The organism is Pseudoalteromonas sp. NZS11 (assembly GCF_015864765.1).
GTDB classification, from domain to species: domain Bacteria; phylum Pseudomonadota; class Gammaproteobacteria; order Enterobacterales; family Alteromonadaceae; genus Pseudoalteromonas; species Pseudoalteromonas arctica.
In genome coordinates, this window is sequence record NZ_JADYWP010000011.1 from 25,686 (window position 1) to 39,914 (window position 14,229).

Sequence of the window (14,229 nt, forward strand, 5' to 3'; positions counted from 1 at the left end):
GCGCTTTTACGTTAGTTGCGTTAATAACGCGTCTAACTGGGGACGGAGCCACTTTTAGCCATTGCTCTATTAGCTAAAAAGGCGTTAATTCGTTTTGTTGGGGTAAGCACAATGGCGTTACCTAATAGCACTAGGCTAAATCCTGCAAAGGTATTTGCGTGCCATTCAAAGCCTTCAAAAAAGCTACTCAGTGTTACTGCCACTAGTGGGAATAAAACAATAACGTAGCTGGCTTTTTCAGGGCCTATATTTCTAAGTAGAGCAAAGTAGCAACCAAAAGCGATTACAGTGCCAAATATTGATAGATAAAGTAGTGATAGCCAGTAACTTGGTGGAGCGTTTAAACTAAATTGCACATCGTTCATTAATACATATAAAGCCAAGCCTATAGCGCTGTATAACATGCCCCATGCATTGCCTTGCAATACACCAATTTGTTTACGAGAATTACGAACGCTTACCATATTTCCTAATGAAGCCACAAAGGTGCCACCAAGGGCAAGTAGTAACCCGACCAATGCACCATTACTCAAGTCGAACTGCTGTAACTGTGGCCAAAACAGACACGTAATACCTAATACAGCGAGTACAGCACCTGTGTAAATTCGTTTTGAGATTGGCTTACCAAAAAATAACCGAGTATTGACTATGTTCATAACCAGCAGCATTGAAAAGGCAATAGAGGTCATGGCTGAGGTAAGGTGATTTTGTGCCCAGTAAAGCATTAAATAATTTAATCCAAAATTACAAATGGCTAATAAAACAAAAAAGCCATGATCCAGTAACTTAAATCGCATGTCGGGTTTTTTGTACGCTACATATAACCACATTAAAAGCGCTGCAATAGCAAAGCGATAAAATAACGATAACTCTACCGCAATATCACCTAACTGAAACTCTATGGCTAACCAAGTTGAGCCCCAAATTAAAACGGTTGTAATGTATAGCGCTGCACTTTTCATGGTTAGTCTCTAAAGCCCGATTGAATGGCTATTTTAAGACCTATCTGTATACTTACCATATACAGAAAAGTAAAAATGTAACCTATACAGATTTGGTGTGTGATGATAAGACAAAAAAATAGCCAAGGGCATGAGTTTTTATATCAGCAAGTTATTCAGTTGATTAGAGATATGAGCGCTCAACAAGTTTTACTCCCCGGCGAAAAACTTCCATCACTGCGTAAAATGGCAGATAACTTAAATATAAGTATCCCCACTGTAAAACAGGCTTACCAGTCACTTGAAGATCAAGGGTTGGTAGAGGCGCGTGAAAAATCAGGATATTTTTTAAAAGTCGTTAGCATGGCGCATAATTTACCTAAGCGAGTTAAATTAAGTCGCGAACCTGTTGTGGTAAATAAACAAGCCTTAATAGAGCAGGTGTACAGCGCGATTCATCAAGCGAACGTAGTCCCTTTTGGTATCGCTAACCCAATTGCCGCAGCACCTACCGATAAAGCACTCGCCAGAAACATGCGCCGCGTAATGACTATCGCAGGCAGTAAAGCCATAAACTATGGCCCAACAGATGGGTTTGTACCGCTGAAAAAGCAATTAGTGCATCGCTATTTAGATTTTGGCATTGGCATTGATATGGACGAGCTTGTTATCACCAATGGTGCACAAGAAGCCATGGCTATTGCACTTAAGTGTGTAACAAAGCCAGGCGATGTAGTGGCTATTGAGACACCTTGTTATCACGGGATTATAGAGCTAATAGAAAGCTTAGGGCTTAAAGCGCTCGAAATACCACTGTGCCCAGATAATGGCATTTGGTTAAGCGATTTGGATCGCGCTTTGAATGAACATGACATAAAAGCGTGTTTATTCTCGACAGCAATTAGCAACCCTGTGGGCAGCTTTATGCCAGATACAAATAGGCAGCAGCTGGTGGAGTTACTCGAAAGCCACGACGTAGTGCTTATTGAAGATGACGTATACGGCGATTTATATTTTACGGCAAAACGAGGCACACCTGCTTTAGCGTACTCTAAAAAAGGATTAGTGATCAGTTGCTCATCTTTTTCTAAAACGGCAGCGCCTAGCTATCGTGTGGGTTGGGTCGTTGCCGGTAAATTTGCAACACAAGCACGGCGATATAAACGAGCACTAAGTTGCTCCGCTTCGTTAATAAACCAATGGGCGTTATCAGAATTTATTGCCAGCGGCGAGTACGACCGTAACTTAAAGGTACTCAGGCAGCGCCTGCGCGATAACAAAGAACGTATGCGATGGTGTTTACAACAAGCTATGCCAAAAAATACACGTATAAGCGATCCAAAAGGAGGCTGTGTAATGTGGCTAGATTTAGGAGGCGAATACGATAGTCAAAAATTATTTTTACTTGCTCTTGAGGTTGGTATTAGTATTACCCCTGGGCTTATTTTTTCAGCCTCTAATAAGTATAAAAGCTGCGTAAGGTTAAGTTATGGTGTGCCGTGGAGCGAGCAGATAGAGCAAGCAATTATTACTCTGGGTAAGCTCACTTTATTAGCTAAAAAGTAATACCAATCTGCTTATATATGGGGTCTATTTAACGTTAAGAAAATTACGCTAGAACTAGGCAAAAGTTTTTGTATCTAGTTGTTCTAAATAAAAAATTTTTAACGACGTTATAGTGCAATTTAATTCGTTAAATTGATCAAAGATTTATTCAGGTTGGTATAAGTTTGGGAAACACAAAAAAGCAGCATTTAAGTAAACTTAAGTGCTGCCAAAGGGATGTTAAATAACGTTTGCTGTACTAATTCTGTTTAAAGCTAAATAACTGGTAACCTTTAAGCTCTGGCACTTGCATTACTAATTGCTCTTCTTGTTTTGCAATATCAGCAAAGTTTTCACATAAAGAGTTAGCTCTCTCTTCAAGTGCGCTTGCATGTAGCTCTACTTTTTCTTCTATTTGTGCACCCATATTTTCCATGCGCTGTTCAAAGGCATCCATATCGCCGCCTGAACCAAGTAACTCAGAACCTAAAGCCACTAAAATACTGCCCATTGATTGCATTACTGCTGATTCAACCGCTGTTTCTATCTGCTGCTCAAATTGTTGTTCAAAGTTTTCGCCAAATTGATTAAAACTTTGTTGGCCCATTACAAATGTACCTTGCTGGTAAAATGTGTTTTCTACCTCAATTTTAATGTCGTCCATAAGCTCAGACATATTATCAAGACCGTCAATATTAAATGCACTGCCTACTTCTTCTAATGCCACACCGGCAATTTTAACACCCTCTAACGCTATGTTAGCTACTTCAGGTAATTGAGTGCGTAAGCTGTCAGAGTACTTATTCAGTGCTTCGCGTTGTGAGCTATTAAGCGCTACAAGCTCGCCATTTACGGTTAAGTCACCATGGGCATTAAATTGCATAGTTTTATTATTGGCAGTAAAAATTTCTAATTCGTTTGGTTTAATACGTACATCGTTTTTAAATTCGACGTTACATTCATCGTTACTAAATGAAATTGCAGAATCGTTGTCGTTATGAGCCATAGCGGCTGGCGTACAAATTAATGCGCTAACTAATAGTAATTTTTTCATGTTTGTTCTCTACTTTTTGTTGATGACGATTAATTAATAACAAGTTTGATGCCAGTTTTATTTTTCCATAAAAAACAATTGATTAAGTGTTTTTCTTTATTTTTTAGCAAGTCAAAATAATTAATAAATAACTATTTTTTAGTCAAATTGGCTAACTAATAAAAATTAATAAATTTTATTTATCGATACGATAAAAAACTCTCACTTTCCTCAATTCAAATTTAGCGCTATTTATTCACATTACTGACATGAAGACTATTTACAGTAGTCGCGTGGCTTTATTTTGATGTTAATTTGCAGTGCACTTTGGCATTAAACATTTTTAATTTTACCGGCTATTGCGATAATAAAATCCTTGGTTGGTCTCAAACACTTTATGGAGTGGGTTGTGGGTAAGACATTTAGTTACGATGCGCTAGATGACGATTTTGTTGAAGACGAGTACGAAATGCTCGGACGTAATCAACACGATAAGAACAAGCAAAAGGTTAAAAAGAAGTTGGAAGACTACCTTGAGCAAAAACGCTTGCGTAAAAATCTAGGCGAAGACGATTTAAGCGATTACACCGATTAAATTTCACTAGTATAAATAAAATACCAATTAATATTGAGAGTTTAAATGTGCAGTTATGCGTATGTTTAAGTTTCAATAGTATTGGCAATAAAGAGGCCTTGCGCCTCTTTATTACTTTTTAAAGCGTACTTTTAGCCTGTGCTAATGCTTTTTGAATTGTAAGTTCTAGCTTTTCGGGTTTAATAAAAGGTGCATAACGTTTAATTGGTGTACCGTCTGCGGCAATTAAAAATTTAGTAAAATTCCACTTTATTTTACGTGTTAAAAAACCAGGTAAAGCCGATTTTAAATAACGAAAGATTGGGTGAGCATGCTCACCGTTTACATCTACTTTGGCCGCCATTAAAAAACTCACACCAAAATTAATTAAGCACCCTTGCTCTATTTGTGTTGCGTCGCCGGGTTCTTGCTGACCAAATTGATTGCACGGAAATCCCAGAATAACTAAACCTTGGCTGGCATATTTATTATGCAAAGCTTGAAGCGACTCGTATTGGTAGGTAAATCCACATTTACTTGCGGTATTAACAATAAGCACAACCTTCCCTTCAAAATCATTAAAGTTGATAGGTTGACCCTGCAAGCTTGTTGCGCTTAATTGATGGAATTTGTGCATATTGGCGTCTTTTTATTGTTGTTAGCCGCATTTTAACCTGAGTGCAGTATTTCATAAAGTATAAAGATCGCACTAATTTAAAATTAGAAATAGCCCCATACCGGCAAGCGTAGTGTAATAAATATTATGTGTTTTGTAGGCAACAATAATGGCGACTATTGCTGCGCTTAAATAAGGGTTTTGCCAGTTTAAGTTAATGCCATCTTCATTCAAAAACACGATAGGCACCCAAATTGCTGTAAGCACTGCTGGTGCGCTAAAGCTTAAAAATTGCTGCATTTTAGGGCCTACTTTAAACGGCAAAGCACGGTGTAAAAATAAATAACGCGTAAAAAATGTAATGCACGCCATGAGTAAAATAGTCGTCATCATGGCGTTACTTCCTTTTTAGTGGTTAGTCTTGCTGTGCTGTAACCTGCGGCCATTGCCAGCAGCGCTGAGCAAACAAGCCATAACTCAAATCCTGTGCTTTTTAAAAGCGTTGCGCTAATGCCTGCTACAATTACCGTAACGAGTGAGGCCAGATTTTTAATGCCCGGAATAACCAAAGCTATAAACGTGGCAGCAATGGCAAAGTCGAGCCCTAAATTAGTTAAGTCGGGCAGCATTGTGCCTGCTACAATGCCAATTAACGTCCAAATATTCCATGCAATATAAAAGCTAAAACCAGCGCTCAATGCGTATATTAAACGTGTTTTTGTTCTGTACGCTTTTCTATGGTGAGAAAATGCAAATAGCTCATCGGTTAATACAAAACTTACTGGTAAGCGCCAACGCATAGGTTGGTCAATTACCTTATGACGCACAGCTAAACCGTATAAAAAGTGCCGAGAGCTAATAATAAATGTTGTGAATAAAATTGTGAGCAATGGTGTGTTGCCCGCCATAAGTTCAATTGCAACAAGCTGTGCAGAGCCTGCAAAGACTAATAACGACATTGCTTGGGTTTCTAGTGCACTAAAGCCATTTTGAATCGCTAAAGAACCACATAAAATACCCCAAGGAACAACGGCTAAACACAGAGGTAGCATATCTAAAAAGCCTTTTAAAATAGCTTTTTTAACTGGTTGCATGATATTTACTCGCACGGCTTGTAGAATGGCTCATAAGGATACCTTAATATTATGATGTTAAAGTAGTTAACGAATTAGATAATACTGTTTTTTTAAGGATAGGCGCAATGACGACGTTAAAAGTGTGGGATGGGTTTATTAGATGCTTTCATTGGTTTTTGGTTGTAAGTATTGCGGTGCTTTATTTTAGTATTGAAGAGGGCATGATTGAGCTTCATTTTGTTGCTGGGTTCTTTACTTTAGCACTCATCGTAACGCGTTTAATATGGGGCATTATCGGAAGTAAAACTGCGAGATTAAGTGGGTTGCTGCACTCTCCTCGTGCTATTTTAAAGGCACTAAAGACACCAAGCGACTCGCTAGGTCATTCAGCACCTGGCAGTTGTATGGTAATGGTATTTTTTATAATTATAATTACGCAGCTTATTACCGGGTTAATGAGTAGTGATGGCATTTTAACTGACGGCCCGCTTGCTCAATATGTGTCTAGCGATACGATTGATTTTGCAAATTGGCTACATGAGCTGAATTTTGACATTTTACTTTATGCTATTGGTTTACATGTATTAGCTATTATTGTTTATAGAATAAAAGGTAAGCCGCTAGTTAAGGCGATGATCACAGGCTCAAAAGAGTTAAAAGCGGATGACTCTGAGGCTAAAGTGACAAAAGCGTCTTGGCCTGCGTGGCTAATATTTATATCTTTATTGGTGTTGCTGATATTTACGTGGGCAAAAGAACCTTTAACTTATTTATTTAGTTAAAAACACATTAAACCAACCTTAAAGGGTTGGTTTTTATTTTTGGTTACATTCTTTTGTTTGATTGTTATGCGGGGCCGAATTATAATCGCCGCATTGCTGGCAAACTAATCGAAAGATTAGGGCGCAAAGTTTCCGGTCTAAGGCTTTTTATAAAGCTATGGTAGCGGGACTACTGCATAACGTGTTGTTATGTATCACTTGCCCTCAGTGTATTTTTTGTGTATCCATAGTGTATGGATAAGATTTTGTAACTCTTAAGGTGTTGCCGTGTTTATGCATACGTCGTTGGCCTGTGGAAAGTGGTCAACAATAGGTTGCTTAAATCATCATACCCAATTGTTTATTGGCGATGTGGTGAGTGTAACCTTTTATGACATGCAAGGAGAGCTAGTTAGTTTATCATTTGATTACAAAATCACCTCGCTTGAACAAGGTGAACCTCACGCATGGCCACGTTTAGTTGCCGAGCATATTAACGTGCATGTACCCCTTGTTAGCGCAGGTAAAATGACCGAACAAGGTTTAATTGTAGCCTATAGAAACAATGAAATTTTTGCTTTGCAAAGCAGTGGTATATGTAAAGCGCATGTCGATTTTCATTGTATTGCAAAATGCGATGAGCGTGTTGTTAATAACCTTGATACTTATGATTACGTGTACCCTGAAAATTGTGAAAACTATAATGCGGGTACAAAGGTATTGCAGCCAAAAACAGGGCATGTTTATCAATGTAGGCCTTGGCCATTTAATGAGTTTTGCCGCGCGAGTGACGATAAAAAGTTTATGTTCGAGCCCGGTATTGGACAAAGTTGGGCTATGGCTTGGCAGCAAATATAAGGCTGTTAGTGAATTATCTTCCCAAAGGTATAGCGGTTTTAGTAATGAAGCGTTTACCGTTTTAGCCCATCCAACTATTGGATGGGCTTTTTTATTTTTATGATAAACTGTAAATCACGTTATTTTTTTAATTGGTTTTGTTGTGTCTCGTCCTGACTATTCTTTAAGTTTATTACCTAATTTCCCGATTGCTAAACAGCAAGCCCATACATTAAGTACTCATAATAAAATACGCACTGATAATTACTATTGGATGCGTGATGACGATCGTCAGGATGAGCAAGTACTTGCACATTTACATGCTGAAAATGCATATTGCGATGAACAGTTAGCTGCAATGAAGCCACTCCAAAATACACTTTTTGAAGAGTTAAAAGCACGCATTGTAAAAGACGATAACTCGGTACCCGTTAAAGACGGGAAATACTGGTATCACTCAGAAGTTCGTGGTGATGATGAGTACTCTCGCCATTATAGAAGCACGAGCATAAAGGCTGATAATAAAGAGCTTTTACTCGATGTGAATATATTAGCTGAGGGATTTGAGTTTTTTGAGCTAGGAGAAGTCGCACTAAGCCCATGCGAGCAGCTTATGGCTTACTCTGAAGATACTGAAGGTCGTCGTATTTATAATGTTCGCTTTAAAAGCTTAACGACCGGTGAAATGCTACCTGATGTACTTGAAAATACAGAAGGGCAGGTTGTTTGGGCTAACGACAATAAAACTGTTTTTTATGTAAAAAAAGATTTAAAAACGCTACTAGGATACCAAGTATTTAGGCATGAGCTTGGCAGCGAGCAAAGCCAAGACGTAATGGTTTACGAAGAGCAAGACAGCAGCTTTTTTATGGGGCTTGGTAAAAGCCGCGACGAAGGCTTAATTATTATTGATTTAGCATCGACAGAGACCAACGATACATGGGTGCTTGATGCTAATAAGCCCACTGACGAATTTAAAGCATTAATGCCGCGTGAAGATGGCCACGAGTTTGACGTAGATAAGCTAGGTGACACATTTTATATTGTGACTAACTGGCAAGCTAAAAACTTTAGATTAATGACGGCAACAAACGAAACGATTGCTGATAAAACACAATGGTTTGAGCATACAGCTCACAGAGAAAATGTACTACTTGAAGGTGTAGAGTTATTTAATGACTTTTTAGTATTGAGTGAACGCGAGCAAGGGCAAGCTCGATTTGTAGTTGTTAATAGGCTAGGGGATCGTATGGCACTTGAGTTTGCCGATCCTTGTTATTATGCTGCAATAGCAATGAACCCAGAGCCAGACACTCGCACTGCGCGTATTTATTACTCAAGTTTAACAACACCAGGCTCTTTATATGATGTTGATTTAGCAACTGGCGAAAAAACACTACTTAAACAGCAAAAAGTACTCGGTAGTTTTAATGCCGATGACTATCAGTCGGAGCGATTAATGGTAACTGCTCGCGACGGAGTTAAAGTACCTGTATCAGTTGTTTATCGAAAAGACAGCTTTAAAAAAGATGGCACAAATCCGTTATTTCAATACGGCTATGGCGCCTATGGCTATACGATTGATCCTAGTTTTTCTAGTTCGTCACTGAGCTTGCTCGATCGTGGCTTTGTTTATGTTATTGCGCATGTTCGAGGCTCTGAAATGCTAGGTCGCGAATGGTATGAGCAAGGTAAAAAAGAGCATAAACAAAATAGCTTTAGTGACTTTATTGATGTGACAAAAGCGCTTGTTGATCAAGGTTATTGTGATAGCAATAAGGTGTTTGCCTCAGGCGGCAGTGCCGGTGGCCTATTAATGGGGGCGGTTGTAAACCAGGCACCAGAGTTATATTGCGGTGTTGGCTGTCATGTACCATTTTTAGACGTATTAACCACAATGCTTGATGAGAGTATTCCGCTCACAACAAATGAATACGATGAATGGGGTAATCCAAATGAGCCTCAATTTTATGATGTAATTGAAGCTTACTCACCTTATGACAATATTAGCGCACAAAACTACCCGAACATACTCGTTACTACCGGTCTTCATGACTCACAAGTACAGTATTGGGAGCCTATGAAGTGGGTTGCAAAAATGCGTGAACTTAAAACAGACAGTAATATTTTAGTCTTTAAAACCGATATGGATGCAGGCCATGGCGGTGCATCAGGTCGTTTTAAAAGCTTAGAAGAAAAAGCCCTCGAAATGGCCTTTTTTATTGCGCTGTTAAATTAACTGCAAAATCGGAAAATTGTATTACTCTATATATAGAAGTTGATATATATAAGGTAATTTATGTTTGGAGCACATGGCGAATTTCAGATTTGTTCAAAGCCCCCTCATATGTATTTAAAATTGAAGGGGAGCTTTAACAATGAAGGTATAACATCATTAACTAATGGTGTTATTCAAGAATTGAGCTTTCACCCTGAAAATACGATTAAGTTTGTGATTGTTAACTTAAAAGAGTTTGAACTGTTAACTTTAGATAGTCTTGATTCGTTAGAGGCCTATTTTGCGGGTGTAAAAGAACGTGGCTATCAACGAGTTGACTATATAAACATTAATATCATAGCTAAAAACATGTTTGAAAAAGTATGGAAAAATAGCGATGTAGAAGTTAATTTTTATAAAGATACCGAAAGCTATTTATTAGTGCATCCAAGTGATAGTTATATAAAACAGAACTGGTAATTAATATGAGTATTATAAACCGCTACTGAAGAGGGCTTATAATACTCTCTAAACACCCTTTATAGCGCCTTGAAAGGTTTAAGCACATATCGTTTTTAAGTCTGACTTTATAATCGCCACTGTCAGTAGGCATCAGTTCGCAGATAGCTTGTTTTCTTACCAGCGTTGAGCGATGAATACGAATAAACCCTTCTGGCTCTAGCTGCTGTTCAATATTTTTCATGGTTTCGCGGTGTAATACCGGTGTACTACCTTGGGTAAAATGCAGCTCTACATAATTGCCCGCACCATTAATCCAAATAATATCTTTTATATCAATTAGCCTTACCTTACCTACATCTTTAACTACGATATGTGATGATGGTTTTTCGGTTTGTGTGCTTTGTTGATATTGACGTTCGGCCGCGCTTGCAATCGGGCAAAGGTGAATCAGTTTATCAAAGCATTTATCAATACGTGGTGCAGTTGAATCTACTATTAAAAAATCAACAGCGCCAACTTCAAAAGCAAAACTCGCAAAATGACCCGACTGGGCAATAATGACTAACTTAAGCTTTTTAGCTAGCTCTGTTAAATGCACTATTTGCATAGGGTCAGCCAGATTAGTTAGTTCGTAAAACAGTACGTTGTATTGATCTGTATCTATCTGATCTAATCTGTTTGCCTGAATAAAAGATTGAGATTCAAAGTGTCGGTGCTCTTGCACGCGCTTTGTTAAAAATGTTGCAAACTTAGTGTTACTAACAAAAGTTAATGCATGAAAAGAAGCGACCATTATTTTATTTCTCTTGCTGTATATAATAATAAAGACCGTGCTTAGCGGAAAAACTGTTATGAAAAGTACAATATATTTATAAAATAATTGTGACGTACTAATTCGTCCCATCAAACTAGCTATTCATACCAAAGATTACGCCTAATAAATAACGTACGTAGAGTGTTTAAATAAATCCCCTTACTGTAATCCGCGAAGTAACTATTTAGTTACAAAAATAACAATTCAGGGGAATTATATGACATTAACTAACAAAGGTAGCGCGCGATTATTTAAAAAATCGTCGTTAACAGTTGCGCTAAGCAGCGCTATACTTGCAAGCATTTCATTTCAAGGTGTGGCTGCAGAAGATGACGAAATTACTAAAATAGAACGTGTACAAGTTACAGGCTCTCGCATTCGTTCAGCTGAGGCGATGTCATCAGCGCCTATTCAAGTTGTAGATAGCACAGCAATCGACGCATCTGGTTCATTAAATATTCAAGATTTACTACTAGATAATCCAGCATTTGGTTCACCGGCAATCAGTCGTACTAACTCAAACTTTAGTACAGCTAGTGCAGGTGTTGCGACTGTAGATTTACGTAATTTAGGTTCTAACCGTACATTGGTATTAGTTAACGGTCGTCGTTATGTATCAGGTGTACCAGGTAGCTCTGCTGTCGATTTAAACACTATTCCGAGCCAATTTATTGAACGTGTTGAAATTATGACAGGTGGTGCTTCATCTGTTTATGGCTCTGACGCTGTTGCTGGTGTAGTTAACTTTGTTTTAAAAGATGACTTTGAAGGCGTTGAGTTTGATGGTCAGTACGGTGAATCGAGTGAAGGTGATGATGAGTCACGCCAATTTAACTTTACCTCAGGCTTATCAAGCTCAGATGGTAAAGGACACGCAATGTTTCACCTTGGTTACTCTGATCAAGGCGCTGTTTTCTCACGTGACCGTGATCGCTCAGCGGTAGACCAATTTTCAGGTATTTTCTTCGAAGATGATCCAGTAGCAAATCCAGGTTCTGTATTTGATGCAGTAAGCCCGTTTTTATCTTCATTTCCACCACAAGGTCGTTTTAGCGCTGGGGATGAAACATTTACGTTTAATGATGCAAACAACCTACAAAACTCATTTAGTACTAATGGCGGCGATGGCGTAGCTGCAAATGGTTTTAACCGAAGCGGTGTACGTACAATAGCAATACCTACAGAACGTTACTTATTTGCCTCAAATGGTAGCTACGAGTTAAGCGACAAGCATAGCTTTTTTTATGAAGGCACTTACGCTGCAACAACAACCGTTTCTGAATTAGAGCCATTTCCTTTTGCCTCTGACGACATTTATGCAAATGGCCAGGTACCAATTGAATTTAATGTAAATGGTGAGCTTTTACGTAACGCGTTTGTTCCAGACGATATATATAACGCAGCAACCGATACCGACGGTGATGGCGCACGAGATATCTTCTTTGCAAAACGTTTAAGTGATATCGGTAATCGTGGAGCACGAGCAGAGCGTGATACATTCCGTTTAGCACTTGGTTTTCAAGGTGAAATAGCCGATGGTTGGTTTTACGATACTTACTATGTATACGGTAAAACAAAAGAGCAACAAGTTTCAGGCGGTCTAGTTAATGTACAAAGCTTCCGTCAAGGTTTAGAAGCTGTGATCGATAGCCAAGATTTAGATGGTGATGGTATTACTGATGAGGCTATCTGTATCGATGCGACAGCACGTGGCTTTAATTGTGCACCAGTAGACATTTATGGTTTTAATTCGTTATCGCAAGGTGCTATTGATTTTGTAAGTGCACCTAGTTCGCTTTCAACGTCGGTTGAGCAAGAAATCATTGGTGGTAATATTTCAGGTGATTTATTTGATTTACCAGCAGGTACGGTAGGTATTGCAGCTGGTTTTGAATACCGCGAAGAATTTTCACGCAGTGAATTTGATGCACTACAGCAAGCAGGTCTTAATGCGGGTAATGCAATCCCAGCAACAGAAGGCTCGTTTGATGTAACTGAGTATTATGTAGAAGCAAATATCCCTGTGCTTGATACTGTAACAATGAACGCAGCTGTTCGTTTATCTGACTATTCAACTGTAGGTAGCACTGAAAGTTGGAATGTGGGTGTTGATTGGGAAGTAATGGATAGCTTACGTTTACGTGCTACTCGTGCTCGTTCAACACGTGCTCCAAATATCGATGAACTATTTTCTCCGCCTTCACAAACTTTCCCAAGTGGCTTAAACGATCCATGTTTAGGTGTTACTAATAGTGGCGGTGGTGCTGCTGGTGATGCTTGTCGAACAGATGGTGGTGTTACAACTAATATCGCTTCAAATGGTGAGTTCACGCTTAACCAGTCTGACTTACAAGGCATTAGTGGCTTTAACCGTGGTAACCAAGATTTAAAAGAAGAAGTTGGTGACTCTGTAACAGTAGGTTTAGTATTTACACCAGAAAACCTAATATCAGGACTAGATATTACGCTTGATTACTTTGATATCGAAATTACAGATGCAATAGTATCAACACCTCGTCAGTTTATTCTTGACCAATGTTATGGCGGCGGCGATACAAGCTTTTGTGACTTTGTAACTCGTCGTAGTGCGCCATCAGGTAATAATAGTGCTGGTTCACTAGAATTTATCGACAGTGGTGTATCTAACAGTGGTGGTTTAGGTACAGAAGGTGTTGATTTAACACTAACGTACTCTGCTGATATTGGTCCTGGTGCGTTTAGAACTCGCCTTGCTTATACTTACCTAATCGATGGTTATAGCATTCCACTTCCAGGCGCTGATAAAGATGAGTTTGCTGGAGAAATTGGTGCATCAGAGCATAAAGCTAACTGGAACTTTGGTTATAAACTTAACGACTTTGATTTTAACTGGAGCTTAACTTACATTGGCGCTGCAGACTTTGATGATCAATTCTTAAGTGGTTTTGGTATTGCTCCAGGTGGAGTAGGGATTGGTTCAGTAACGTATCATGATGTTCAAGCAAGTTACCATATCAGCGATTCAACAGAGCTTTACGCTGGTGCAAGTAACTTATTTGATAAAGAGCCACCACGCATTTTATCGGGTGTGAGCGGTTCAAGTACTGGTACTGAAACTGATGCAGGTACGTACGACCCAATTGGTCAATCATTCTACATAGGTTTTAGAAGTAAATTCTAACCAACAATAACGACACTAATATAGTTACTTAATTAGTTACGTTCACAAAGCCTCAGTATCGCTGGGGCTTTTTTATTGGAAAAAATAATAAGAGCAGTAATGCTTATACATTGTTTATCCCAATATATGAGCATTGTGCCCACTTAAACCAAAAACAACGCCACTGGTAACAGGGGCGTTGTTTAGTATTGG

Annotated in this window: 13 protein-coding genes and 1 riboswitch; of the genes, 7 read left to right on the forward strand and 6 right to left on the reverse strand. The window is 38.8% G+C overall.

Annotated elements, in window-relative coordinates; all coding sequences use genetic code 11:
* Positions 1–32 precede the first annotated feature (32 nt).
* A complete protein-coding gene (locus I6E82_RS17330) occupies positions 33–962 on the reverse strand; it encodes a DMT family transporter (protein ID WP_007579798.1) in 930 nt (309 codons plus the stop codon).
* A gap of 102 nt (positions 963–1,064) precedes the next feature.
* Here I6E82_RS17330 and I6E82_RS17335 point away from each other — a divergent pair, with 102 nt between their 5' ends.
* Complete coding sequence (locus tag I6E82_RS17335; RefSeq protein WP_197118376.1) at positions 1,065–2,507, forward strand: aminotransferase-like domain-containing protein; 1,443 nt, start codon at positions 1,065–1,067, stop codon at positions 2,505–2,507.
* 238 nt (positions 2,508–2,745) lie between these two features.
* Here I6E82_RS17335 and I6E82_RS17340 read toward each other — a convergent pair whose 3' ends face one another.
* Positions 2,746–3,540 carry a YggN family protein gene (locus I6E82_RS17340; RefSeq protein WP_165736359.1) on the reverse strand — a complete coding sequence of 265 codons (795 nt, stop codon included), beginning with the start codon at positions 3,538–3,540 and terminating at the stop codon, positions 2,746–2,748.
* 388 nt (positions 3,541–3,928) lie between these two features.
* On the opposite strand from I6E82_RS17340, the gene I6E82_RS17345 reads away from it, so the two are divergent.
* Positions 3,929–4,114, forward strand: coding sequence for a PA3496 family putative envelope integrity protein (locus I6E82_RS17345; protein ID WP_007579801.1), 186 nt, complete (start codon positions 3,929–3,931; stop codon positions 4,112–4,114).
* Between the two features lie 118 nt (positions 4,115–4,232).
* On the opposite strand, the gene I6E82_RS17350 is transcribed toward I6E82_RS17345, so the two are convergent.
* From I6E82_RS17350 to I6E82_RS17360, 3 genes are all read right to left on the reverse strand, one after another.
* A complete protein-coding gene (locus tag I6E82_RS17350) occupies positions 4,233–4,730 on the reverse strand; it encodes a glutathione peroxidase (RefSeq protein WP_165722824.1) in 498 nt (165 codons plus the stop codon).
* 72 nt (positions 4,731–4,802) lie between these two features.
* The gene (locus I6E82_RS17355; protein WP_004335020.1) at positions 4,803–5,102 is read right to left on the reverse strand and encodes an AzlD domain-containing protein; all 300 of its coding nucleotides are present in this window, start codon (positions 5,100–5,102) and stop codon (positions 4,803–4,805) included.
* Positions 5,099–5,803, reverse strand: a complete 705-nt coding sequence (locus tag I6E82_RS17360; protein WP_024589490.1) for an AzlC family ABC transporter permease — start codon at positions 5,801–5,803, stop codon at positions 5,099–5,101. The genes I6E82_RS17355 and I6E82_RS17360 overlap by 4 nt, the downstream gene beginning before the upstream one ends.
* Positions 5,804–5,910: 107 nt before the next feature.
* Here I6E82_RS17360 and I6E82_RS17365 point away from each other — a divergent pair, with 107 nt between their 5' ends.
* The 4 genes from I6E82_RS17365 (at position 5,911) to I6E82_RS17380 (ending at position 10,081) form a co-directional block, all read left to right on the forward strand.
* Positions 5,911–6,567, forward strand: coding sequence for a cytochrome b/b6 domain-containing protein (locus tag I6E82_RS17365; RefSeq protein WP_007579804.1), 657 nt, complete (start codon positions 5,911–5,913; stop codon positions 6,565–6,567).
* Between the two features lie 88 nt (positions 6,568–6,655).
* Positions 6,656–6,744: riboswitch (cyclic di-GMP riboswitch) on the forward strand.
* A gap of 96 nt (positions 6,745–6,840) precedes the next feature.
* Entirely contained in the window at positions 6,841–7,404 is a 564-nt protein-coding gene (locus I6E82_RS17370; RefSeq protein WP_024589489.1) for a hypothetical protein, read from the forward strand.
* Between the two features lie 142 nt (positions 7,405–7,546).
* On the forward strand, positions 7,547–9,622 hold the full coding sequence (locus I6E82_RS17375; RefSeq protein ID WP_197103472.1) for a S9 family peptidase: 2,076 nt from the start codon (positions 7,547–7,549) through the stop codon (positions 9,620–9,622).
* A gap of 60 nt (positions 9,623–9,682) precedes the next feature.
* Entirely contained in the window at positions 9,683–10,081 is a 399-nt protein-coding gene (locus tag I6E82_RS17380; protein ID WP_197118377.1) for a hypothetical protein, read from the forward strand.
* A gap of 22 nt (positions 10,082–10,103) precedes the next feature.
* On the opposite strand, the gene I6E82_RS17385 is transcribed toward I6E82_RS17380, so the two are convergent.
* The gene (locus tag I6E82_RS17385; protein WP_007579810.1) at positions 10,104–10,856 is read right to left on the reverse strand and encodes a LytR/AlgR family response regulator transcription factor; all 753 of its coding nucleotides are present in this window, start codon (positions 10,854–10,856) and stop codon (positions 10,104–10,106) included.
* Positions 10,857–11,094: 238 nt separating this feature from the next.
* Between I6E82_RS17385 and I6E82_RS17390 the strand changes: the two genes are divergently transcribed.
* Positions 11,095–14,037, forward strand: coding sequence for a TonB-dependent receptor domain-containing protein (locus I6E82_RS17390; protein ID WP_165722827.1), 2,943 nt, complete (start codon positions 11,095–11,097; stop codon positions 14,035–14,037).
* Positions 14,038–14,229 lie beyond the last annotated feature (192 nt).